Origin of the sequence: Nocardia bovistercoris, assembly GCF_015674855.1 — a bacterium.
Classification (GTDB): Bacteria; Actinomycetota; Actinomycetes; order Mycobacteriales; family Mycobacteriaceae; genus Nocardia; species Nocardia bovistercoris.
In genome coordinates, this window is sequence record NZ_JADMLG010000005.1 from 251,536 (window position 1) to 275,203 (window position 23,668).

23 protein-coding genes are annotated in these 23,668 nt (G+C 69.0%); 8 read left to right on the plus strand and 15 right to left on the minus strand.

All coding sequences use genetic code 11. The annotated features are described in order from the left end of the window. Nucleotides 1-63: 63 nt before the first annotated feature. Both eccD and mycP read left to right on the plus strand, forming a co-directional pair. Nucleotides 64-1,530: a type VII secretion integral membrane protein EccD gene (gene eccD / locus IT779_RS14825; protein WP_196149886.1), complete on the plus strand. Its 1,467-nt coding sequence runs from the start codon at nucleotides 64-66 to the stop codon at nucleotides 1,528-1,530. Further along, nucleotides 1,527-2,936 carry a type VII secretion-associated serine protease mycosin gene (gene mycP, locus IT779_RS14830; RefSeq protein WP_196149887.1) on the plus strand — a complete coding sequence of 470 codons (1,410 nt, stop codon included), beginning with the start codon at nucleotides 1,527-1,529 and terminating at the stop codon, nucleotides 2,934-2,936. The genes eccD and mycP overlap by 4 nt, the downstream gene beginning before the upstream one ends. Before the next feature lie 155 nt (nucleotides 2,937-3,091). Here mycP and eccB read toward each other — a convergent pair whose 3' ends face one another. Then, nucleotides 3,092-4,582 (minus strand): type VII secretion protein EccB, encoded by a 1,491-nt coding sequence (eccB, locus tag IT779_RS14835; protein ID WP_196149888.1) that lies wholly within the window; start codon nucleotides 4,580-4,582, stop codon nucleotides 3,092-3,094. A 112-nt stretch (nucleotides 4,583-4,694) separates the two neighbouring features. Between eccB and eccE the strand changes: the two genes are divergently transcribed. Then, nucleotides 4,695-6,338 (plus strand): type VII secretion protein EccE, encoded by a 1,644-nt coding sequence (gene eccE, locus IT779_RS14840; protein ID WP_196149889.1) that lies wholly within the window; start codon nucleotides 4,695-4,697, stop codon nucleotides 6,336-6,338. A 25-nt stretch (nucleotides 6,339-6,363) separates the two neighbouring features. Here the strand turns inward: eccE and IT779_RS14845 are convergent, their stop codons facing one another. From IT779_RS14845 to IT779_RS14855, 3 genes are read right to left on the minus strand one after another with little or no spacing between them, the layout of a single operon-like run. Continuing rightward, nucleotides 6,364-6,924, minus strand: a complete 561-nt coding sequence (locus IT779_RS14845) for an NADPH-dependent FMN reductase (RefSeq protein WP_196149890.1) — start codon at nucleotides 6,922-6,924, stop codon at nucleotides 6,364-6,366. A gap of 9 nt (nucleotides 6,925-6,933) precedes the next feature. Then, the gene (locus IT779_RS14850) at nucleotides 6,934-8,004 is read right to left on the minus strand and encodes an NAD-dependent epimerase/dehydratase family protein (RefSeq protein WP_196149891.1); all 1,071 of its coding nucleotides are present in this window, start codon (nucleotides 8,002-8,004) and stop codon (nucleotides 6,934-6,936) included. Nucleotides 8,005-8,060: 56 nt separating this feature from the next. Continuing rightward, nucleotides 8,061-8,870 carry an S-methyl-5'-thioadenosine phosphorylase gene (locus IT779_RS14855; protein WP_196149892.1) on the minus strand — a complete coding sequence of 270 codons (810 nt, stop codon included), beginning with the start codon at nucleotides 8,868-8,870 and terminating at the stop codon, nucleotides 8,061-8,063. 139 nt (nucleotides 8,871-9,009) lie between these two features. Here IT779_RS14855 and IT779_RS14860 point away from each other — a divergent pair, with 139 nt between their 5' ends. Beyond that, complete coding sequence (locus IT779_RS14860) at nucleotides 9,010-9,963, plus strand: EamA family transporter (RefSeq protein ID WP_196149893.1); 954 nt, start codon at nucleotides 9,010-9,012, stop codon at nucleotides 9,961-9,963. Between the two features lie 82 nt (nucleotides 9,964-10,045). Next, nucleotides 10,046-10,360 (plus strand): metal-sensitive transcriptional regulator, encoded by a 315-nt coding sequence (locus IT779_RS14865; RefSeq protein ID WP_196149894.1) that lies wholly within the window; start codon nucleotides 10,046-10,048, stop codon nucleotides 10,358-10,360. 22 nt (nucleotides 10,361-10,382) lie between these two features. On the opposite strand, the gene IT779_RS14870 is transcribed toward IT779_RS14865, so the two are convergent. The 10 genes from IT779_RS14870 to IT779_RS14915 all read right to left on the minus strand — a co-directional run bounded on the left by IT779_RS14870 (nucleotide 10,383) and on the right by IT779_RS14915 (nucleotide 17,661). Further along, a complete protein-coding gene (locus IT779_RS14870) occupies nucleotides 10,383-11,219 on the minus strand; it encodes an LLM class F420-dependent oxidoreductase (protein WP_196149895.1) in 837 nt (278 codons plus the stop codon). A 159-nt stretch (nucleotides 11,220-11,378) separates the two neighbouring features. Further along, nucleotides 11,379-12,293, minus strand: coding sequence for a tRNA pseudouridine(38-40) synthase TruA (gene truA, locus IT779_RS14875; RefSeq protein ID WP_196149896.1), 915 nt, complete (start codon nucleotides 12,291-12,293; stop codon nucleotides 11,379-11,381). A 120-nt stretch (nucleotides 12,294-12,413) separates the two neighbouring features. Next, on the minus strand, nucleotides 12,414-12,947 hold the full coding sequence (rplQ, locus tag IT779_RS14880) for a 50S ribosomal protein L17 (protein ID WP_196149897.1): 534 nt from the start codon (nucleotides 12,945-12,947) through the stop codon (nucleotides 12,414-12,416). Nucleotides 12,948-12,993: 46 nt separating this feature from the next. Continuing rightward, nucleotides 12,994-14,052, minus strand: a complete 1,059-nt coding sequence (locus tag IT779_RS14885; protein WP_067785162.1) for a DNA-directed RNA polymerase subunit alpha — start codon at nucleotides 14,050-14,052, stop codon at nucleotides 12,994-12,996. A gap of 99 nt (nucleotides 14,053-14,151) precedes the next feature. Further along, entirely contained in the window at nucleotides 14,152-14,757 is a 606-nt protein-coding gene (gene rpsD, locus IT779_RS14890) for a 30S ribosomal protein S4 (RefSeq protein WP_196149898.1), read from the minus strand. A 20-nt stretch (nucleotides 14,758-14,777) separates the two neighbouring features. Continuing rightward, nucleotides 14,778-15,191, minus strand: a complete 414-nt coding sequence (gene rpsK / locus IT779_RS14895) for a 30S ribosomal protein S11 (protein ID WP_040704448.1) — start codon at nucleotides 15,189-15,191, stop codon at nucleotides 14,778-14,780. Nucleotides 15,192-15,200: 9 nt separating this feature from the next. After that, complete coding sequence (gene rpsM, locus IT779_RS14900; RefSeq protein ID WP_039795645.1) at nucleotides 15,201-15,572, minus strand: 30S ribosomal protein S13; 372 nt, start codon at nucleotides 15,570-15,572, stop codon at nucleotides 15,201-15,203. Between the two features lie 203 nt (nucleotides 15,573-15,775). Next, a complete protein-coding gene (gene rpmJ / locus IT779_RS14905; RefSeq protein WP_011207363.1) occupies nucleotides 15,776-15,889 on the minus strand; it encodes a 50S ribosomal protein L36 in 114 nt (37 codons plus the stop codon). Between the two features lie 248 nt (nucleotides 15,890-16,137). Continuing rightward, nucleotides 16,138-16,359 (minus strand): translation initiation factor IF-1, encoded by a 222-nt coding sequence (gene infA / locus IT779_RS14910; RefSeq protein ID WP_003418601.1) that lies wholly within the window; start codon nucleotides 16,357-16,359, stop codon nucleotides 16,138-16,140. Between the two features lie 891 nt (nucleotides 16,360-17,250). After that, nucleotides 17,251-17,661 (minus strand): hypothetical protein, encoded by a 411-nt coding sequence (locus tag IT779_RS14915; RefSeq protein ID WP_196149899.1) that lies wholly within the window; start codon nucleotides 17,659-17,661, stop codon nucleotides 17,251-17,253. Between the two features lie 1,476 nt (nucleotides 17,662-19,137). Here IT779_RS14915 and IT779_RS37785 point away from each other — a divergent pair. Beyond that, entirely contained in the window at nucleotides 19,138-21,528 is a 2,391-nt protein-coding gene (locus tag IT779_RS37785; protein WP_332838803.1) for a MinD/ParA family ATP-binding protein, read from the plus strand. A 19-nt stretch (nucleotides 21,529-21,547) separates the two neighbouring features. On the opposite strand, the gene IT779_RS14925 is transcribed toward IT779_RS37785, so the two are convergent. Further along, on the minus strand, nucleotides 21,548-21,940 hold the full coding sequence (locus tag IT779_RS14925) for a DUF4254 domain-containing protein (RefSeq protein WP_332838804.1): 393 nt from the start codon (nucleotides 21,938-21,940) through the stop codon (nucleotides 21,548-21,550). 294 nt (nucleotides 21,941-22,234) lie between these two features. Between IT779_RS14925 and IT779_RS14930 the strand changes: the two genes are divergently transcribed. Further along, a complete protein-coding gene (locus IT779_RS14930) occupies nucleotides 22,235-23,044 on the plus strand; it encodes a GntR family transcriptional regulator (RefSeq protein ID WP_196149901.1) in 810 nt (269 codons plus the stop codon). Next, nucleotides 23,041-23,622 (plus strand): GNAT family N-acetyltransferase, encoded by a 582-nt coding sequence (locus tag IT779_RS14935; protein ID WP_196149902.1) that lies wholly within the window; start codon nucleotides 23,041-23,043, stop codon nucleotides 23,620-23,622. Before IT779_RS14930 ends, IT779_RS14935 begins: the two co-directional genes overlap by 4 nt. Nucleotides 23,623-23,668: the final 46 nt, after the last annotated feature.

The following is a 23,668-nucleotide window of genomic DNA, read 5'->3' on the forward strand; positions in this document are numbered from 1 at the left end:
AACCTCGCCACCGTCGGTGCGCGACAGCGGAAACACGAGGTAGAAGACAGAGTTGGGGGAAGCTTGACGCACGCGCGCCTTGATCACATCGACGAAGACTCCTCCCGCGGGATCGTGCGCGCGCCGGATCTGGCGCGAGTCACCATCCTGGCCAAGCACACCCAGGTGGATATGGCCATCCCCGTGGATGTACCGGTCGCGCTGGTCATTCCGAGCGTCGTCGACATGGTCGCACAGCACAGCCGCACCAACGTCTTCGACAACGAGGGCGAGCGTTACGAACCGGCGGAATGGGTGCTGGCCCGCATCGGCCACCCGCCGTTCTCCAATTCGCTGAGCCTGGGGGAGCACGGCGTACGCGACGGCGAACTGCTCATGCTCGAAAGCGCCTCGCACATCGCGCCGACGCCGCTGTTCGACGACATCATGTACAACGTCGCGATCGCCGACGCCGACCACTACAACAGCTGGACCCCGCGTACCGCGCGGCTCACCGGTTCGGTGCTCGCCGCGGTCACCATGCTGGTCGGCTGTCTCGGTCTGCTGCTGTCCCCGAGCGAGTTGCCGGTGTGGGTGAGCGGATCGGTGGCGGTCGGCGTCGCGATCCTGCTCGTGGTCGCGGGCATGGTGCTGAGCCGGATGTACGGCGACACCGCCACCGCGCTGGTACTCGGCGGCTGCGCGCTGCCGCCCGCCTTCGCGGCCGGAATGCTCTATGTCCCCGACCATTACGGCTGGGCGCACCTGCTGCTCGGCTTCGTGCTGCTCGGCGCCACCGCCATCCTGGCGTGGCGGGTCACCGGCGTCGGGCTCGCGCTGTTCATCGGGGTGGCGACGCTGTCGGTGTACGCGGTGCCCGCCGCGATGGTCGGCCTGCTCACCGAACAGCCGACCAAGGCCATCGGCGCGTTCGGCGCCGCGCTCGGACTCGCCGGACTCTCGCTCTCGCCGCGCATCTCGATGCTGCTGGCCAAGCTACCCCTACCCCCGGTGCCCTCCCCCGGCACGCCGATCGATCCCACCGAGGACGACCCGGACGACCACCGCGCCCTGCCGACCATGGACGTGCTGCGCGTGAAGTCCGAGCGGGCCAGAATGTACCTCGCCGGCCTGGTCGCGGCCACCACCCTGGTCACCGTGGTCGGCGCGATGGCCGCCATCGATCCCGAGGCCGACGATCCGTACTGGCCCGGTATCGCGCTGGCGCTGGTCTGTTCGGCGGTGCTGATGTTCCGCAGCCGCACCTACGCGGGCGCCGAACAGGCCGTCGTACTCATCGCGGGCGGCGCGTCCATCGTGCTGATCATGCTGGTCGGGGCGAGTTTCGAGATGGATATGCCGCTCGGCGTCTTCGGCGCGGCCATGACCATCCTGGTGGCCGCGCTGATATTCGGCATCATCATCCCGAACCAGTCGGCCACCCCGCCGATGCGCCGCGGCGTCGAACTGCTCGAATACGCCTTCGTCGCCGCCGTCCTGCCGCTGGTGTTCTGGGTGGCCTCGCTCTACTCCCTCGTTCGCGGGCTATGAGCCAGCGAGGTCTCCGGGTCGCCACCGCCGCGCTCACGGTCGGCCTCAGCGCCGCGATCGGCCTCGGCGCCGGACACGGTGTCGCGCACGCGGATCGTCCGCCCGCGGTGAATCCCGCCCTTCGTCCCGCGGGCGATCCCGCGGTGCCGCCGGACAAGACAGAGCGTCCCGCCAACTCGAACTGCGCCGACATCGTCACCGGCGGTGACGGTTCCACCATTCCCTCGGCCCAGCGCACCCTCGACCTGGATCGCGCCTGGCAGTTCTCCCAGGGCGAGGGTCAGGTGATCGCGGTCATCGACACCGGTGTCGCGCGTCATCCGCGCCTGCCGGATCTGGAGGCCGCGGGCGATTTCGTGGCCGCCGGTGGCGACGGCACCGAGGATTGCGACGGCCACGGCACTTTCGTCGCGGGCATCATCGCGGCATCCCGCGTCGACGGTCAGGGTTTCGCGGGCGTCGCGCCGCGGGCACGGATCATGACCATCCGCCAGACCAGCAAGATGTATCAGAAAGAGGGCGCGTCACGGGACAAGGCGCCCGACGCGTTCCCCGACGGTTACGGCACGCTCGGCACCATGGCCTCGGCGATCGTGCGCGCCGTCGACCGCGGCGCGACCGTGATCAATATCTCCGAGGTGTGGTGCGGTCCCGAGAAGAACGTGGACGGCCCCATCGGCGCGGCCCTGCAATACGCCGTCGACCGCGATGTCGTCGTCGTCGTGGCCGCGGGCAATGCCGAGGATTCCTGCAAGACCGAGAACACGGTCACCGACCCGCTCGATCCGACCGCCGACCCGTGGAGCAAGGTCAGGGTCAATGTGGTGCCCGCGCGCTGGGACGACTACGTGCTCTCGGTCGGTTCGATCGACGCCAACGGCGCGCCGTCGAAATTCACCGTGGCGGGTCCGTGGCTCAGTGTCGCCGCGCCGGGCGAGAACATGGTCTCGCTCGATCCGCGCGGCACGAGTACCGCGGTGGGCGCCGTCAATCAGCGCGGTGAGCAAAGTCCCATGTCGGGCACCAGTTTCGCGACGCCGATCGTGTCCGGCGTGGTCGCCCTGGTACGCGCGCGTTTTCCGGAATTGAGCGCGCGCGAGGTCATGAAGCGCATCCAGGCCACCGCGCACGCGCCTGCCGAAGGCTGGAACAAGTACATCGGATACGGCTCGGTCGACCCCATCGCGGCGCTGACCGAGGAGGTCACCGGTGAACTGCCGCCGAAAACCCCGACGCCGCCGAAGAATCAGCAGCTCGCCGTGCCCGCCGCGAAGCCCGCGCCGGACAACACCGCGCGCGATGTGGCGCTGATCGGCACCGGCGTCATCGCCGCCGCGCTGCTGCTCGGTTATCTGGCCTCGTTCCCGATCCGCCGCCGTTTCGGCGTCGCCGAGGACAACGACTAGGAATACGGACGAGGACGGCGCCCGAGTGCGCACCGTCCTCCGTCCGGTCTCATCACCACGCCACGCTTGTCACCACGCCACGCTTGTCACCACACTGCGCTTGTCACCACACTGCGGAATCCGCCCGGACCTCTCGAATCACGAACGGCCCCGGACTATTTGGACGAGCTACCAACGGGCTGTTTGGCGGGCGCCGGATCGGGGGCGACGCCGTCGTGGGCGACCATCGCTTCCTCGCGGCCGAGGGTCGGCCCGGCCGCGAGCAGGCCGACGATGGGCCACGGCGCAGGTTCGGGTTTAACGCCGGATCCGGTGTCGAGTCCGAGCGCCTTCTGCGCGTCGGCGTTCTTGATGCCGTAGCGAACACCGGTATCGGCCACGTAGAACAGGCTGTCCTTGCGGCGGCTGTCGGGTTCGATGCCGGTGGTCTGCACGAACGCGCCCGTGGCAGGCGGCACGTAGACCGAGTCGGCGTTCGGACCGGAACCGTCGGCCTGGGCCAGCGGAACCAGTTTGGCGTTGTCCGGAATCGGCAGCGTCACACCGGTGACCACCGCGAGCTCGGCCCACTTGCCGCCGTCCTTGTTGTCGGCGGCGGCAGGAATCGGCTTCCAGGACAGGCAGCTGATGGGCCGGTCGTTGATACCGACGATCGACGGCGTGCGCTCGGGATACTGATCGACCTTGAGCGCCTGCGAGACGTGCGCGTTGGTCCGGTCGGCCTGATCGATGCGCGCGTTGTCCGACAGCGAACGGTTCGCGTTGCGGATGATGTCGGCGGTGAGTCGGGACACCGGTTGCAAGCCGTCCTGCAGGACCACGTAGTACTTGTCCGGCTCCGACGGCACCTGCACCACATCGGCGATGCGGTGGTTGTTGGCCTGGTAGTTCACCGTGCCGCCCGGATTGTCGATCTTGGGCGGGACGATCGGCAGCACCTCGGGGACGGTGTTGATCAACCCCTCGCTCACCGGACGCGGTGTGGCGCCGGTGATTCCGAGCGCGTCGGTGACGGCGCGATCGGACATGTCGACTCGGGCGCGCTTGTTGTCGTACACCAGATACACGGTGTCCTTGGCCTTCACCAGCAGCGCCTGATCGGTGGCCAGCGCGGACGCCTTCTCCCCCAGGTGCAGATCCCCGGCGATCACCGAGGTGGTGAGTTCCCTACTGCCGTCGACCTTCAGCACGTCGCAGACCGTCCACGCACGGCCTTTGCCGTTCTTGTCGTAGCGCAGGGTGGCGGGCGCGCCGGGAATGCCGATGAGCTGGCCGCGCGGCTTCTTGCCGAGTTCGGATTCCTTGACGATGACGGCCTTGCCGGATTCGCCGGAGGCCAGCCGCGCCGAGGTCAGATTGAGCGTGGGATGCACCACGTCGTCGATCACGACGTAGACACCGCCGGATTCCTTGCCGATCAACAGGGTGTTGGAGCCGATCTTGTCCTGGGGGCGCAGCAGCGCGAGGATGCCGCAGCCCGCCAACACCACGCAACCGAGGACGAGGCCGACCGCGTAGGCGCGCGACTGCGAGCGCATCGGGTCGTGCAGCATGCGCACATCGCGGCGGACCAGCGCGTGCTCCATGCGCCGGACGAGGAAGCGATAGCCGCTGACCTGCCAGCGCGTGGTGGGTTTCGATGGCATTTACTCTCCCCCGGACGGTGCTCACCTTCGCCGAACACAGTACAGTTTCGCAGGACTGTTGTTCAGCTCGGCCGGTGCGAGGCGGTCGATATCGGGTACTTGGGGGACGATCATGGCCGAAGCCGTCGGAGCCGGGCCGCGCCCGCTGCTCGGTCGCGTATCAGTGCAGAACCTGCTGATCGCACAGGCCATCGGCTTCTCGGCGGGCCTGGTCGCGCTGCTCGCCGGACTCGACACCCTGCCCGCGATCGCCGTCACCGCGGTCACGATCGCGCTCCCGCTGATCCCCATCGGCAAACGCACCGTGCTCGACTGGATCGCGACGTGGTGGAGCTACTTCACGCACCGCAACTACGACATCGGCGACACCGTCGATTTCCGCGGCCCCGACGACCGCTCGCTCGGCCTGTACTGGGACGGCAGTCGGGTCGTCACCGTGGTCGAGGTGCTGCCGCCGCGCGGCGGGCTCACCCGGATCTCGAGCAGCACCGTGCACGCCTCGCACCTGCTCCCGCTGCCCGAACTCGCGAAATGCCTGAACCAGCACGACATCCTGCTCAGCGGGATCGACATCATCAGCCACGGCCACCGCAGCCGGTCGGGTACGCCCGCGGGCAACATCTACGAGAGCCTGCTCGGTCCGCTGCCCGCCACGGCGCACCGCACCGTCTGGCTCGCGATCAGCTTCGACGCCGTGCGTTGCCCGGAAGCCGCGGCCCGGCGCGGCGGCGGCAGCGAGGGCGCCTCGCGCGCGGTCACCATCGCCACCCAGCGCATCGTGCGCACCCTCGAGGACGCCGACTGCGGCGCCCGCACACTGACCGCGCCGGAGATCCGCAAGGCGGTGCTGCAGATCACCGCGGGCTACGATCCGCGCACCCTCACCCACCGCTGGCGCTACGCCGAGATCGGCAACGCGGTCAATATCGGCGGCGCGGTCGACCCGAAGCGGCTCGGCTCGGATCTGCTGGCGCAACTGTGGGTTCCGCAGTCGCGCGGCACCACGGTCGCGGTGCGCCTGCGTCCCGGCAGTTCGGCCGGTTCGGTGAACATCGGCGCCGCCTGGCGACTCACCGCGCGGGAACTGCCGGAGCGCAACCGGTCCCAGGGCATGGTGTCGATGGCCGGGCGCCACCGCGGCGGCCTGCTTGCCCATCTGCCACTCGCGGTGCCCGGTGTCGACGACACCGTCCCGATGACCGAATATCCGATCGATGTGATCGGCGCGCTGCACCTGCCGTCCTCCGGCTGCGGTCAGCTGATCGGTTCGGACGAGGAGCAGCAGGGCGTCGCGGTGCGCATCGTCGGCACCGGCATCTCCACCGTGTACGTGGCCGGTGAGCTGTATCTCGCGCAGCAGCTGGTGTTCCGGGCACTCGCGGTCGGCGAGCGCGTCCTGATCCGCACCGATCGCGCGCACGCGTGGGAGAACCTGGTGCAGACCATCGGCAATCCGGAGCGGCTGACCATCGCGGTCGAAACCCACCAGTCCGACGCGGGTTTCACCGCCGCGGTGGTGGACGGCGTGCTTGCGCCCGCGCCGCACGCGGGCGTCACCACCATCTACATCACCGGCGACCCGATGGGCTGGCCCGCGACCAGGCCCGACCTGTCCATCTACCAGCCCGGCGCGATCGGCAACCACGTGGTGCTGCGCACCGGCACCGCACAGGTCGACCTCACGCTGGTCTCCATTCCGCGCGAGGCCACCTACATCGGACATCCGCGCGGCCGCCGGGTCATGCAACACAACTGACGCAGGCACCGTTCGGCGGCTTCGGTCATCCCGGGTACGGGTCGGCGGTGCGTGCGGTGCGCAAGGCGTGCCCCCACCAGGCCAATTGGCCGAGCATCCTGGCCGCGGCGTCGATGGCGGCGCCGTCGCGGGTTTCACCGCTGTCGTCGAACGCGCGTTTCGCGCGGTGGAATCCGACGGATTCGCGAACCGAGACCATGTGGATCTCGGCGACCACCTGACGCAACTGTTCGACCGCGCGCAGGCCGCCCGACAGTCCGCCGTAGGAGACGAATCCGATGGGTTTGGCCCGCCATTCGTGTTTGGCGCTGTCCAGGGCGGTCTTCAGCGAGGCCGGATAGCCGTGGTTGTACTCGGAGGTGACGGCGACGAAGGCGTCGGCGGCGGCGAGTCGCGCGCGGTACCGGTCGACCTCGGGTATCTCGGTGAGGTCTATCGGCAGCGGGGTGTCGGCGAGGTCGATGACCCCGGTGTCGAATCTGGCGTCAGCGCGCACGGTCCGCAGGAACCAGTCCGCGACCACCGGGGCGAATCGTTCGGGCCGCACGCTGGCGACGATGACTTCCAACCGGAGGGCGGTATCCATCGAGCGAGCCTAACTCCGCCGGACATCGTGGCCGTCGGCGCGGCCCGGCGCCACCGCGTCCGCCGGGGATTCCTCGATGGGACTGGCGAATTCGGCCAGACCTTCGGCGGGGATGAGCCGGGCGGTGAATCCGAGGGCGCGTTCGGCGCGGGCCGGGCTGCCGACCACATGGCGGACATCGGACAGGCGGTACTGCCCCGTCACGATCGGCGCGGGTCCGCCGCGGGACCTGGCCATGATGGAAGCGGCCTGGTACAGCGTGATCGGGTGTCCCGAGGCGATATTGAGCGGCACGAAACCGGGCAGCGACTGCTCGACGGCCGCGACCGTCGCCCGCACCACGTCGTCCACGTGCACGAAATCGCGGACCTGGCCGCCGTCCTCGAACACCCGGGGCGCGGAACCGGCGACCAGCGCGTCGCGGAAACGCGCGTGGATGCCGCCGCGCGCACCCGGCCCGTACACGTGGTGCAGACGCAGCGCGGTGACCCCCGAGGTGGTGGCCAGCCCCCACGAGTACGCGTAGTTCTCCACCGCCGCCTTGCTCGCCCCGAAGAAGCCGCGCGGCCGGGCCGGCGCGTCCTCACCGACCGGTTCCCAGGTCAGCACCTCGCCGGTGCGGGGCGCACGGTGATCGAACATGCCGCGATCCAGGTCGGCGCGCAGCCGCAGGCCCGGCGAGAACGATCCGCCGTGCACCATCCGGTACCGGCCCTCGCCGTAGATCGCGGCCGACGAGGCGAGCACCAGTCGCCGGATCCGCGCCGCGGTCATCGCCGTGAGCAGGACCGCGGTGCCGAAATCGTTGTGCGCCGCGAAATCGGCGGCGCTCGGCACCGGATCGGGACCGCCGCCGAGCCCGGCCAGGTGACACACCGCGTCGACCCCGTGCAGCAGTTCCCCCATCGCCGTGCCGTCGCGCACGTCCACCCTGGTGATGCCCTCCGGCGGCCGCGCCTGCTTCCCGTGGATCGAAGGATGCATGGAATCGACGGCGACCACCTCGTGGTCGGCGGCGCTCAGCGCCCGCCGCACCCGCGATCCGATGAAACCGGCCGCACCGGTGACCAGTACCTTCATGTCACAACCCCGTGTTCACGCGCCGAGTTCCGACCGAACGCGCCGGAACCCTGCTCTCACGGTAGTTCGAAAGGCAGCGACACTCCCGTGTGCACGGTGCAGCGCTCACAGGTGTCCTCGCCCGCGACGGCCGCGACGGACCGGCGGATCAATTCCTTGAACGGCTCGAGATTGCGCTCGAACTCGGCGAAGACGTCGACCGCGTGCACGCCGTCGCCCTCTTCGAGTCCCGCGTCCAGATCGGTGACCAGCGCGACCGCCGCGTAGCACATCTCCAGTTCGCGAGCCAGGACCGATTCCGGATATCCGGTCATGTTCACCAGGTCCCAGCCCTGTCCGGCGAACCACCGGCTCTCCGCGCGGGTGGAGAAACGCGGTCCCTGGATCACGACCATCGCGCCGCCCGCCTTCAGCGGCAATTCGGGAACCTCGGATTTCACCACCGCCGAGCGCAGTTCGTCACAGTACGGATCGGCGAACGACACGTGCACACCACCGCCGTCGAAATAGGTCTGCGGCCGACCCGAGGTGCGGTCGACGAGTTGATCGGGAACCGCGACCGTGCCCGGCCCCCAGTCGCCGCGCAGGCTGCCGACCGCGCACGGCGCGAGCACCCGGCGCACGCCGAGGGAACGCAGCGCCCACATGTTCGCCCGGTACGGCAGCGTGTGCGGCGCGTACTCGTGCTGTTTGCCGTGCCGCGGCACGAAGGCCACCGCCCGCCCCTCGACCTCGCCGATCGCGATCGGCGCACTCGGTTCGCCGTACGGGGTGTCGACGGCGACCTCGGTGGCGGCGTCGTCGAAGAAGTCGTAGAAACCGCTGCCGCCGATGACGGCGAGCGCGGGACGCGGATGCGAGCTCATGAGTGGATTCTCTCGTCTTCGCGGACGCGACGCACACCGGGTCCCCCGCTCGCAATGGCCGGTGACGGGTGTCACGGATCGGCGGCGAGCGCCGTCGGGTCCGCGATGATGGACGCACCGATTCGATGGGGAGGTTCTGGTGGCACGTGCGCATGTCGGTGTCGGTGTCTGGCTCACGGTGGCGAGCGGTCTGGCCTTCGCCACCTCGGGACCTTTCGCCAAGGCCGTGCTCAGTGCCCGCTGGTCCCCCGGCGCCACTTTGGCCATCCGGTTGACGGGCGCGGCCGCGATCATTCTCGCCCTCGCCCTCGTTCTCGACCGGCGCGCCCTGTTCGACAGCCGCCGCCACCTGCGCACCCTCGCCGTTTTCGGCGTGGTCGCGCTCGCCGGGGTGCAGGCCACCTTCTTCCTCGCGCTGGAGTACCTCCAGGTCGGCGTGGCACTGATGATCCAGTTCCTGGCGCCGATCGCGGTGATCGGCTGGAACTGGCTGGTCCGCGCGCGGCGGCCGAGTGCCGTCACGCTGCTCGGCGCGACGCTGGCGATCTGCGGGGCCGCGCTGGTCATCGACGTCTTCGACAGCGGCGGGCTCGATGTCGTCGGGCTCGGGTGGGCGCTGCTGTCGATGGCCGGTAACGCGGCCTTCTTCATCCTGTCGGATCGCGGGGCGGACACCATGAGTCCGGTGGTGCTGCTCGGCGCGGGCATGACGGTCGCGGCGGTCACGGCGTGGGCGCTGGCGCTGATCCACCTGCTGCCGCTGCGCTTCGGCACGGCCTCGGTGACGCTGGCCGAGCACCGCGTGCCGACGGCGGTGTCGCTGGCTCTGCTGGTGATGGTGAGCACCGTCGCCGCCTACCTGTGCGGGGTGGCGGGGGCGGCCAGGATCGGGTCCACGCTCACGTCACTGATCCTGCTGAGCGAGGTACTGTTCGCGGTGGCGTTGTCGTGGCTGCTGCTCGGCGAATCGGTCGCGCCGATCCAGGTGGCGGGCGGTGTCGTGCTGATCGGGGGTATCGTCCTGGCCCGACGCGGTACGCGAGAACAACCGCCGCTGCCCGAGGGCGCGGCGCCGAATCCGGTCCGCACCTGACAACCCGCCGGAATACAACTACCCTTGGGGGGTATTGAATGTCCTGTTCGATAACCGCCGTCGGGCAGCGAGGAGATATGCGGTGACCACCCCCGATACCGATGCCACCGGCCACGCGCACGGCTACATCACCGCCAAGGACGACTACCTCAAGCGCCTGCGCCGCATCGAAGGGCAGGCGCGCGGCCTGCAGCGCATGGTCGAAGAGGAGAAGTACTGCATCGATATCCTCACCCAGGTCTCGGCCATGACGAAGGCACTGCAAGCCGTCGCCATGGGGCTGCTCGAGGATCACATCAGCCACTGCGTGGTGGACGCCGCGGTGGCGGGCGGCCCCGAGGCCGAGGCCAAGATCAAAGAAGCCACCGACGCCATCGCCAGACTGGTCCGCTCCTGAGCGGAGCGGACCGCCTCCCGGTTCACCTCGCGATCGGCAGCACCTTCGCGAGTTCGCGCAACGTCGCCAGATAGTCCTCGTCCAGCGGCTGGATGGCGATGTGATCGGCGCCCGCTTCGAGGTGCGCGACCAAACCGGCCGCGACCTCGACCGCCGAACCGTGGATCGCCAGATCATCGATCAGACGATCGCTGCCTGGGCCCGCGACATCCTGCTCCGTGTAGCCGAGTCTGCGCAGATTCGCGACGTAGTTGCGCAGCCCGAGGTACATGGGAACCATGGTGCGGCCGGTGGCGCGGGCCCGGTCCACATCCTCGTCGAGGACCACCTTCTGCTCGGCCACCAGCAGCGTTCCCGCGCCGAGGACCTCACGTGCGACCTGGTTGTACCGCGGCGGCGCCAGATACGGCAGCGCGCCCGCGCTGCGATCCCGCGCCAATTCCAGCACCCGAGGTCCGAGCGCGGCCAACGCGCGACCCTGCTTCGGGACGCCTTCGCTGTCGAGGATGTCGAGGTATTCGACGAGAGCGCGATACGGGGTGCGCGCGTCCGCACCGTTCGCCTCGGGGTGGCCGACGCCTATTCCGAGCAGGAAACGCCCTGGAAAACGCGCCTCGATTCGATGGAAGGATTCCGCGACGCCCTCGGCCTTCGCGGACCAGATATTGACGATGCTGGTGCCGACCCGCAACGTTTCGGTCGCCTCCAACAACGATTCCACCACCGGCAGATCGGCGGGCGGCGAACCGCCGAGCCATAATGTGCCGTACCCGAGTTGCTCCAGCTCACGAGCCGATTCCGGGGTGAACCCCAGATATCCGCGCCACACGCCGAACTTGCCGAGATCATCAATGGTCATGGCCGTCGCAACTCCTTTCATCCTGAAATTATTGCAATGCCCGATATGCATTCCCCTTTTCGAGGCCGACGAACCCTGTCCATTCGATCACACCGCGCCCGGTGTGCTCATGATTTGCCATGTGCCGCAAGTGATCCCATTCGGTGCGGATGCGGGCACTCAACCGCCGCAACACCCCGGATCGGGCGCGGGCAGGCTGCGCACCTCCCTGGTCTCGGCATTGCGCGCGGCGAGCGCGGCATCGGCGGGATAGTCCACCGCCACCAAGCTCAGGCCGTGCGCGGGCGCCACCGTGACCGCGCTGGACCGACTGGACTCGGCGAGCAGGCCACCCACCCACTCCGGGGTGCGCCGCCCCTCCCCCACCGCGAGCACCGCGCCGACCAGACTGCGCACCATCGACCAGCAGAACGCGTCCGCGCTGACATGGGCGCTCAGCAGGTCACCGGCACGCTCCCAGTCGAAGCGCTGGAGTTCACGCACTGTCGTCGCGCCCTCCCGCCGCCGACAGAACGCCGCGAAATCATGCAGCCCCAACAGTTTTCGTGACGCGGCCCGCATCGCGTCCACATCGACCGCCCGGCACGGCACCACCCAGCGCGCCATCAGCGGGTCCGCGCCGTAGGGCGCGGTCGTGAGCCGGTAGCGGTAGTGCCTGCGGATCGCGGAGAACCTGGCATCGAATTCGGGCGGAACAGGCCGAACGGCGGTGATGCGCACATCCTTCGGCAGAAAACGCGCCATCCGATGAATCAGCTTCCCGCCGTCCACCTCGGCGGCGGTATCGAAATGAGCGACCTGCCCCTCCGCGTGCACACCCGCGTCGGTGCGCCCGGCCACCGTGAGCCCGACCGGTTCCCGATAGACCTTGCTCAACGCCTCCTCGAGCACACCCTGCACCGTGCGCAGACCGGGCTGGCGCGCCCACCCGGTGAAATCGGTCCCGTCATAAGCGATATCGAGCCGAATCCGAACAGTCTCGGGCGAATCGACAGCAGGAACCCCGGCGGCGGCTCCAGCGGAGACCACGACAAGCGCGGAAGCGGCCGCGGATCCCGAGGGCAGGTCGGTCATCGAATCCTCCACGCGCGGCGGCTCGCTCGCGCCGGGCCGCGAGCGAAGGACAGGTACCCGGTCCGAACGAACAAGAGCCCGCCCACCGCGTACGGTGAGCGGGCTCCGGGGAGCCTGGAATCAGGCGTCCTTCTTGTCCTCGACACTCTCGTCGGCCACAGCCTCGGCGACCTCGGTGGCGTCCTCGACCGTCTCGGTCGCCTCGGCGGCGTCCTCGGTGGTCTCGGCGACCGGTGCGGCCTCGGCCTTCTGCGACGCGGCGACGCGGCGAGCGCGATCGGCCTCGTTGGTCACGGTCTTCTCCCGGACCAACTCGATGATCGCCATCGGCGCGTTGTCACCCTTGCGGGGCAGCGTCTTGGTGATGCGGGTGTAGCCGCCCTCGCGACCCTCGAAGGAGGGACCGATGGTGGCGAACAGTTCGTGCACCACATCCTTGTCGCGAATGACCTTGAGCACCTCGCGACGGTCGGCCAGCGTGCCGCCCTTCGCCTTGGTGACGAGCTTCTCGGCGTAGGGGCGCAGCGCCTTGGCCTTGGCCTCCGTGGTCGTGATACGACCGTGCTCGAAGAGCGCCGTGGCCAGATTGGCGAAGATCGCCTTCTGGTGCGACGCCGACCCGCCGAAGCGGGCACCCTTCTTGGGCTTGGGCATTGTGTTCTCCTTGTCAGAGGCCGTCTCGGGTGCCTACCCCAGTGGCCTAGAGCTGTTCGGTCTCGGCGTAATCCTGTTCGCCGCCGTCGGTGTCGCTGAACGTGCCGCTGTCGCTCCACGTGCCGGTGCTCGCGTCGTAACCCACCACCGAGGACGGGTCGAACGACGCCGGGCTGTCCTTGAGCGAGAGGCCGAGCGCGTGCAGCTTGACCTTGACCTCGTCGATGGACTTCTGGCCGAAGTTGCGGATGTCGAGCAGATCCGACTCGGTGCGGGCGACGAGCTCGCCCACCGTGTGCACACCCTCGCGCTTGAGGCAGTTGTAGGACCGGACGGTGAGGTCCAGATCCTCGATCGGCAGCCCGAAGGAGGCGATGTGATCCGCCTCGGCGGGCGAGGGGCCGATCTCGATGCCCTCGGCTTCGACGTTCAGTTCGCGGGCCAGGCCGAACAGTTCGACCAGGGTCTTGCCCGCCGAGGCGAGCGCGTCCCGCGCGCTGATGGAGTTCTTGGTCTCCACGTCGAGGATGAGACGGTCGAAGTCGGTGCGCTGCTCGACACGGGTGGCCTCGACCTTGTAGGTCACCTTGAGCACCGGGGAGTAGATCGAATCCACCGGAATCCGGCCGATTTCCGCACCGGACGCCTTGTTCTGCACGGCGGGGACGTAACCGCGACCGCGCTCGACCACGAGCTCGATCTCGAGTTTGCCCTTGTCGTTCAGGGTGGCGATGTGCATATCCGGGTTGTGCACGACGACCCCCGCGGGCGGCACGATGTCACCGGCGGTGACGGTGCCAGGTCCCTGCTTGCGCACGTACATCGTGACCGGCTCGTCCTCCTCCGAGGACACGACCAGACCCTTCAGGTTCAGGATGATGTCGGTGACATCCTCCTTCACGCCGGGAACGGTGGTGAACTCGTGCAGGACGCCGTCGATGCGGATGCTCGTGACCGCGGCCCCCGGAATCGAGGACAGCAAGGTACGGCGCAGCGAGTTGCCGAGGGTGTAGCCGAAGCCCGGCTCGAGCGGTTCGATGGTGAACTTCGAGCGGTTCTCGGCGACGACCTCTTCGGTCAGGGTCGGACGCTGGGAAATCAGCATGGATTCATCCTCCTGTTCGGGCGCCCACTATTTGACGCCCACGAATGGGATTTCCTTCCGCCGCCGAAACGGCGGAAGGACAGCGACACGAAAAGCCGATTACTTCGAGTAGTACTCGACGATCAGCTGTTCTTGCAGCGGCACATCGATCTGAGCGCGCTCGGGCACCTGGTGCACGAGGATGCGCAGGCGGCCGGGAAGCACCTGGAGCCAGCCGGGGACCGGACGGTCGCCGACGGTCTCGCGCGCCACCTGGAACGGCAGCGTGCTCAGCGACTTGTCCTTGACATCGATGATGTCGTACTGGGAGACCTGGTAGCTGGGGACGTCGACCTTCACGCCGTTGACCACGAAGTGGCCGTGGCTGACGAGCTGACGGGCCTGACGGCGGGTGCGCGCGAGTCCGGCGCGGTACACGACGTTGTCGAGACGGGTCTCGAGCAGACGCAGCAGGTTGTCACCGGTCTTGCCCTTGAGGCGGTTGGCCTCCTCGTAGTACCGGCGGAACTGCTTCTCCATGACGCCGTAGGAGAAGCGGGCCTTCTGCTTCTCCTGCAGCTGGAGCAGGTACTCGCTCTCCTTGATCCGCGCGCGGCCGTGCTGGCCGGGCGGGTAGGGACGACGCTCGAACGCCTGGTCGCCTCCGACGAGGTCGACGCGCAGACGACGCGACTTGCGGGTGATAGGGCCTGTGTAACGAGCCATTGTTCGCTGTTCCTTTCCCGCTAGACGCGACGCCGCTTGGGCGGACGGCAGCCGTTGTGCGGCTGCGGGGTGACATCGGAGATCGTGCCCACCTCGAGGCCTGCGGCCTGCAGCGAACGGATCGCGGTCTCACGGCCCGAACCCGGGCCCTTGACGAACACGTCGACCTTCTTGACGCCGTTCTCCTGCGCCTTGCGCGCCGCGTTCTCGGCGGCGAGCTGCGCGGCGAACGGGGTCGACTTGCGCGAACCCTTGAAGCCGACGTGGCCCGAGGACGCCCACGAGATGACGTTGCCGTTCGGGTCGGTGATCGACACGATCGTGTTGTTGAAGGTGCTCTTGATGTGCGCGTGGCCGTGCGGGACGTTCTTCTTTTCCCGGCGACGCGACTTCTGGGTCTTCTTCGGGCCCGCGGCCCTGCTCTTAGGAGGCATGCGCTATCCCTACTTCTTCTTGCCTGCGACGGTGCGCTTCGGGCCCTTGCGGGTGCGCGCGTTGGTCTTGGTCCGCTGGCCGCGCACCGGCAGACCGCGGCGGTGCCGCAGGCCCTGGTAGCAGCCGATCTCGATCTTGCGACGGATATCGGCCTGCACCTCGCGGCGCAGGTCACCCTCGACCTTGAACTCCGACGCCTCGATGTAGTCGCGGAGCTTGGTCAGGTCGTCGTCGCTGAGGTCCTTCGAACGCAGGTCGGGGCTGACGCCCGTGGCCTCGAGGATCTCCTTGGACCGGGTACGGCCGATGCCGAAGATATAGGTCAGCGCGATCTCCATGCGCTTCTCGCGCGGGAGGTCGACGCCCATGAGACGTGCCATGTGGCAGTTTTCCTTAATTGTCGCGGAGGTCTGCTCCCTGTCCGTCCCCTCGTCTTGTGGGGCACCGGCCTCCGGTCCGGTGGTTGGCGCACACGCCCCGGACATCTCTGCCCGAATTTTCCACAGCGTGCGGCTGGATCTGGGAGTTCTTCTGTTTTACTGCCAATCCGAACCGCGTTCGGTGCTCGGCAGGTGGTTGCGAATCAGCCCTGGCGCTGCTTGTGGCGCAGGTTGTCGCAGATCACCATGACCCGCCCGTGACGGCGGATCACCTTGCACTTCTCGCAGATCTTCTTGACGCTCGGCTGAACCTTCACGTCCGTCCAATCTCGTTGTGGTCCACACAAAGGTGGACACTCTATTTCCCCGGCCGATCGACCGGGGAAAGTCTGTTCGTCGCCGTCACGCTGACGGCTACCCCACGGGCTGTGGCGGCGAAGCTCGCCACCGAGGGGGTCCGGGGGCGAAGCCCGCCGGGTGGGGCGTGGGGGCTGCGCCCCCACAGGACACCAAGTGAATCGACCCCCGGCGAGCGCACTCCGCGAGCAAGGGTCGCCCACTCGATTCACTTGTAGCGGTATACAATTCGGCCGCGCGACAGGTCGTAGGGCGACAGCTCGACGACCACTCGGTCCTCGGGAAGGATACGAATGTAGTGCTGCCGCATCTTTCCGCTGATGTGCGCGAGAACCTTGTGCCCGTTCTCGAGCTCGATCCGGAACATCGCATTGGGCAGCGGCTCGACAACTCGACCCTCGACCTCGATGGCCCCGTCTTTCTTCGCCATGTCCTCCGCGATCCCGGTTCCTCGTATCGGCGCTCGCCGACAGAACCTGGTTTGATTGCCTGGTTTCCACTGACTCCACCCATATGGACACCGGCCGTCGGGCGTTCGAGGACGACTCGAAACGACGAACCGGAGGCATAGAGCAGTCGGCGCGTAGGTGCACCGCCGCTCCAGCTTACCGGGCGGCCCTGAATCCGGCAAAAACGCCCCCGTCCGCGCGGTGGTTCGCGCCCCGGTCACGGCGGTTGCCGATGGCTTGTCCACAGCTGTACCGAGCGCTTGTTCACAGGCGTACCGAACGCCGGTCCCTGGCCGCGTGGAGCGGACGTCGGTCACGTAAACTGACCCGGTCGAGAACAGGTCGAACAGATCCCAGGGGGATGTCGTGAGCCAGCGCAGGGAGGCAGCCGCGCGCGCCGTACCCTCGACCACGGATTTCTCGACCATCCCGTGCCCGCCCGCGAGACCATCGGCGCACGTCGCCGGATCGGCGCGTTCGCGAGGTGTGGCGTGAGTCGCGACAACGACGGCCTGCCCATGCTGCCGCCGTGGCTGTCCGAAAGCGACGTCACCGGCGGGTACGAGGCCCCCGTGCAGAACCTGCCGCACGAGGACACCATCGATGACGCCCCGTCCCGGCGCAGGCGCGGCAGGTCCGGCGCACCCGACGGCGGGCGCCAGGACGCCAACGCGACACCCGGCCGCAAGGACAAGCGCCGTCGCCTGTTCGGTGGTCGCGACAAGGACGAGCGTCCCGAGCCCGAACCGTCGCCGCCCGCCGAGGGAGGCCGCGAGCAGGCGGGTCGACCCGGACCACAAGCGACCGCGCAGTCCGAGCCGCGCCCCGGTGAACGGGCTCCCGAAAACGAATACGCACCGCGCCGTCCCGAGTCACCGCAAGGTACGGAGCAATCGCGCGGTCAGGAACATCCGCGCGGTTCCGAGTCGCGTGGATTCGAACAGTCCCGCGCTCCCGAACAGCAGCGTGGGTTCGAACAGCAGCGTGGTACCGGATCCGCACGTGATCCGGAGTACGGCAGCGGCGCGGAGTACAGCCCTGGCCCTGAACAAGGGCGCGGCTTCGAGCAAGGCCGTAGTCCCGGACCAGAACATGAATCCGAACACCGTCGCGGTCCCCAGCAAGGTCGCGGTTCCGAGTCGCGCGGATCCGAACAGTCCAGCGCTCCCGAATACCAGCGCGGTACCGGATCCGCACGTGATCCGGAATACGGCAGCGGCGCGGAGTACGGCCGTGGCCCCGAACAGGGGCGTGGCTTCGAGCAAGGCCGTAGTTCCGAGCACGGTCGCAGTTCCGAGCAAGGCCGTAGTTCCGAGCACGGTCGCAGTTCCGAGCACGGCCGCAGCCCCGAATTCCGCCCCGGTTCCGAACAGGGCCGCGGTCCCGAGCAATCACCAGGACCGGGGCAATCGCGACCGGCGCGACCGGGATGGCCGTCCACCCCGCAGGATCCGAACACCTCCGGCCCACACCGCCGCGACCCCGCTTCCGGCCTGCCGACCCGCCAGCCGAGCACCCCGTCGGCGGCCTTCCAACCGCTGGGCAGCACCGCCACACCCCCGCGCGGCCCCCTCGACATCCCCGCGGGCGGACCACACGCCCCCACAACCCGAATCCAGCGCTCCCTACCGGACCTGCCGCCACCCCCACCAGCGGAGTCCACGGACCCGCGACCGGAAACCCCGAACCGCCCCTCACTCCCCGATCCGCCGCAGACCCCACCGCACGCGGGCCACCCGTCGAGCCCGCCCGGTTCCGACTTCCAGTCGAACGCTCCATTCCCGCCCGCCGACCGGGAGAACCCGGATCGATCCCAAGGCGCCACACCCCGAACCGACCCACCGCAAGCAGGCCACCCATCGAACGCGCCCGGCTCCGACTTCCGGCCGAGCGCTCCACTCCCACCCGCCGCCCCGGAAAACCCGAACCGCCCCCAAGGCGCCACACCCCGAACCGACCCACCGCACGCGGGCCACCCACCGAACGCGCCCGGCTCCGACTTCAAGCCGAACGCTCCATTCCCGCCAGCCGACCGGGAGAACCCGAACCGCCCCCAGGGCGCGATCCCCCGAACCGACTCGCCGCGCCCTGGTCCGGACGCCGAGGCATCGGCGCCGTCGGCCGCTCCCGCACAGCACGGCAGTCCGCGGGGAGTCACACCGCAGGCTGACCCGTCGCAGCAGGGCAGCAGCCCACAGACACCACCGTGGGCCGACCCGTCGCAACCGGGAAGTCCACAAGGTTCCACACCTCAACTCGAGCACCCGCGGCCCGGATCGAACGCCGAAGCGCAGGCGCCGTGGACCGCCCCAGCGCAGCAGGGCGGTCCGCAGGAGTTCACGCAGGCAGGCCCATCGCGGCCGGGGCGTCCGCCGTTGCCTGACCCACCCCCGGGGGCGAATGGTTCCGATGTGCCCGCGAGTGGACCGCACGCGGCAACGGGCTCGGAGCGGACGAGGCCGGAGCTCGACGGTCCGCCTCCTTGGCTCGCGTCTTCGGCGGACACCGGTGCGCAGTCCCGACCGAGCGAAACGACCGAGGACGGTGCGCCCGCCTGGTTGACCGGTTCCGGGACGCGGCCGGGTGAGCGTCCCGAATTGCCACCGCCTCCGGGTGATTCGAGCACCGGTACGGCGTCGGAACATCCCGACGGTTCCGCGAGCGATGAGCGCTCCGCGCCCTCGGGTCGAGTCGGTTCGGTTCCGCCGGATCGGCTTGCGCCGCCGACTCCGGGAAGCGCGCCGACGGCGGATTCCGGCGTGAGCGCGGCTGCCGAGCGGCAGGCGAGCCCGTCGCCGTACGGCACGCCGCGCCCGGAATCCGCCTCCCCCGATGAGCGCGGCACGGAATCGCGCTCGCCCTACGGTCCCGTCCCGGCCGAAGGCCCGCTGCCGTCCGGCGATCAGAGCAATCCGTACGAGCGGACCACCGGCGACCACCCGCCCGCCCGACCGTCGTACGGCCCGATGCCGACCGGCGAGGTCGCGCAGCACGGTCCGGACGCGCCGATCTACGCCGACCCGGACGCGGCGGCAGGCTACCCGCCCGTTCCCCCCTCGGGTGGCAGGCATCGACTGTCCGCCCCCGAGCAGAGCCCGGCCACCGGCCGGACACCGGAGAGCGGCTACGGTTCCCCCGGTTCCCAACCGGGACAAGGCATCCCATCGCTCCCACCACAGGGTTACGGCACCGACCAGACCTCGGCACAAGGTTCGCGCTACGGCGCACCGACCGCAGGCAGCTCGGGACCGCACTTCGCCCCCGGCGCCGCTGCGACCTCGGGACAAGGCCACCCGTCCGGCGCACCTGCCGCAGGCGCGGACTCCAGCGCAGGCCGGGCGACCGTGCCGGGTCCGGGCCACCGTCCACCAACCGCCGACAACGCGGACCCGCATCCGACCGCCGACCCGGCGACGAAACGCTACGACGCGCAGACCACCGGCCCCGCCGCCCAAGGCTCCCGCTACGCCACGCCTACAACGGGCGACGCCGGTACGGACTCGGGACAGCGTCCACGCTACGGCGCACAGACGGACAGCTCCGGGCCACACTCGATCTCCGGCGATCCCACCGCCGCGCCGGGCGCTCGTTACGGCACACCGACAATCGGCAACGTCGGTACTGATCCTGCGGCGGCACAGTCACGCTATGGCGCGCAGACCGCGGACCAACACCCGACGTCCGGTACCGCGCTGGCGCAAGGCTCGCATTACGGTGCGCCCGCTACCGATAGTTCTGGGCCGCACTCGATCTCCGGTGGCGGCCGAGTGACCGAGCCGGGTTACGGCGCACCTGGCACGGGCGATTCCGGACCGCACGGTGCGCCCGGTCTCGACCCGGCCGCCGCGCGGAGCCCGAACCACGGCGAAACCGGGGGCGAGGTTCCCGAAGCGCCCGGCGGGTACGACCCCGCGGGTCCGCAGCGTTGGAACGCGGGCGCTTACGCACCTCCCGGCGCCACCCATCGCGCCCCGGTCAGCGACCAACTCGCGCCGGGTGAGCGCCGCGATCCCGGCGTCTTCGCCCAGCAACCCCGAAACCCCGAGCAGGGCGGGTTCGTCCCACAGCAGCCCGCGCCTGCTCCCGATGCGCCGCCCGCACCCGATGCCGCCGCCCAGCAGTGGAATTCGGGGCAGCCGTCCGCGATCACGGCGGGCGGTCCGGGTGGGATGAGTCAGCCGGGCGCCGGGTGGGGTGCGCCGCCGGGGCCGCAGGGCGGACCGCAGCCTTCGCTCGACGATGTGCCGATGCGGCGGGCGAAGAAGTCGCCGGGTAGTGGTTGGCGCAAGGCTGTGCATCATGTCTCGGGTGGTGCGATCAATCCCGGGATGTCCGCGGAGGAGCGGCGGCTGCAGGAGTTGGTGGCGCGGATCAGGCAACCGGTGCGCGGCGATTACCGGATCGCGGTGTTGTCGTTGAAGGGCGGGGTCGGCAAGACCACCACCACGATGGGGCTCGGGTCGATCTTCGCTTCGGTGCGCGGTGACCGGGTGATCGCGGTCGACGCGAATCCCGACTTCGGGACGCTGTCGCAGCGGGTGCCGTTGCAGACCCGTTCGACGGTGCGCGATCTGTTGCTCGATCCGCAGATCGACCGGTATTCGGATGTGCGCAGGCATACCTCGCAGGCCACGAGCCGACTGGAAGTGCTTGCCAGTGAGCGTGATCCGGCGGCGTCGGAGTCGTTCAACGACGAGGAGTACCGGTCGGTCGCTCGAATTCTGCAGCGTTTCTACAACATCATCCTCACCGACTGCGGTACCGGACTGATGCATTCGGCCATGACCGGCGTCCTGGATCTGGCCCATTCTCTGGTCCTGATCTCCTCGGCGGCCATCGACGGCGCGCGCAGCGCGGCCGCGACTCTGGACTGGCTGTCGCTGCACGGCCACGACCACCTGGTGCGCAATGCCGTGGTGGTGATCAACCTGCCCCGCGAGGGCTCCCCGAATGTGGGGATTCAGCAACTGCGCGAATACTTCCTGTCACGCTGCCGCGCGGTGCACATCATCCCCTACGACTCGCATCTGTCCGAGGGTGCTGAGATCGACCTGCACCGCCTGAGCAAGCAGGCCAAACGCGCCTACGTGGAACTGGCGGCGACCGTGGCCGACGAATTCAGCCTCGATCACCGCCGCTACCACAACTGACCCGGACCGCGCGGCGGGCTCACCACTCGGGCAGCCGCCGACGGCCCGCGAGCACGTCGCGCACCAGATCGTCGTAGGCGTCGGCCAATTCGGCCAGGTGGTGCCAGGCGCAGTGCAGCATGTCGTCGTGCGCGCTCAAGGTCATCAGCGCGTGGTGGGCGCGGACCGAGGATTCGGCGAGCCGATCGACGACCGAGCCGACGGTCTCGGTGTGCAGGGTCGCGCCGAGCCGGTGCTGGGAGACGTTGCGCGCCACCCAGTCGTCGACGGCCATGACCAACTCGACTCTGCGACGCTCGATCTCGACGACCACCGAGGGGGTGGTGTCCACCGAGCCGCCGCGCCCGACGATCCGTTTTTCGTGCAGCACCGCGAGATCGCGCGCGAACCACAGCAGTGGACCCCCGATCACCCGATGTCCGCGACACGCCCGGACGAGTAAATCGGAGGTGGGCAGTAGCCCGGTAGTCGCGGACTGTGTTGCCGCACCGGTACACCGCGATGTACCGGGGAGAGCCATAACGACCGTAGATGAATCCGAACCTGCCACGTTGCCTCGCCGTTCATCGCCGCACAACACCGGATCAGGACGTTCATTACAATAAACCCCTGAAGGCACCTGTCAAGCATTACCGGGCCGTAGGAGTCACGGAGCATACACTTCGTTATCTACTCAGCGTTACCTACTCAGCAACCGAGGAGCGCGATGGCCGACGGTCCGACCTATCAGCGGATCGCCGATCTGCTCCGCGAGGAGATCCGGGCGGGCACCTGGAATCCGGGCGACCGGTTGCCGAGCCATTCCGAACTGGCCGACCGCATGCGGGTCTCGATCACCACCGCCCGCAACGCGATCCAAGTGCTGGTCGCGGAGAATCTGGTCTACACGGCGACCTCGCGCGGCACCATCGTACGCAGCCGGGAAGTGCTGGAATCGGTGGTCACCGACCATATCCGGCCGGATCGCCCGTGCTCGGAGCACGACATCTTCGAGGAGATCGCGCGCGCGGCGAATCGGGTGCCGACCAAGGAGTTCAGCGCGCACATGGAGCCCGCCGGTTCCGAGGTCGCGCACTGGCTGGGTGTCACGGAAGGCGCGTGGGTGTTGGCGCGCACCGTCGTGCAGTTCCTCGACAACGAGCCGTGGTCATGGGAGGTCAGTTTCTATCCGCGAGAGCTGGCCGAGGCCACCGGTATCGACGCACCGCACGATATCGCGGGCGGCACCACCCGGCGACTCGCCGAATGCGGGTACGCCGAGACCGCGCACCGCGACACGGTCGTGGCCCGACCGGCCACCGCGGAGGAGGCGATCGTGCTCGGCGTCGGCACCGGGACGATGCTGCTGGATCACCTGCGTCTGGGCGCGACCCACGAAAGGGTCACCAGGGCCACCCGATTGCGCGCCATCGCGACCCGCAATCGCCTGGCCTACGAACTCGGCGACGACGAGGGCACGGCGGTCATCCGGCGCACTTTGGCGAATTCGCCCGCGCCGGGTATATCCCTGCCATGACCATGACACTCCGATCGGCCGCCATCGGCGACCTCGGTGCGATCTGTCGGCTGCGTAGGCAGCGCACCGCGTGGCTCACCGCGAAGGGTTCGGATCAGTGGTCGGTGGCCGGGCACGGCTTGCCGATCGAGGTTTTCGCGCGTGCCGTCGGCCGCGCGGTAGAGGCGGGTGAGACCTGGATCGTCGAGGTCGACGGCGAGGCGGCGGGCACCATCACCGTCAACGAACGCACCGATCCGTGGCTGTGGTCCGACGCGGAGGTCGCGGGCGCGGTGATGGTGCACTACATGATCGTCGACCTGCGTTTCGCCGGCTTCCGCCTCGGTCACCGGCTGCTCTCGCATGCCGCCGCGGTGGCGTGTGACCTTGACCGCGAGTGGGTGCGCCTGGACGCATGGACCGCCAACACCGGTCTGCACGACTACTATCGGCGCGCCGGATTCCGGTTGGCCCGTATCGCGGAATCGGCGATCGGTCCGTCCGGCGCCTTGTTCGAGCGGCGCACCGACAGCTGGGACCCCACCGACCGGCCGCGTCTTCCGCTCCGCTCCGATCCGAGTGTCGCCACCCCCGTGTAAAACCCCGCTGCTCACCCGTCACTGTGACGGGTGAGCAGCCTGCCCG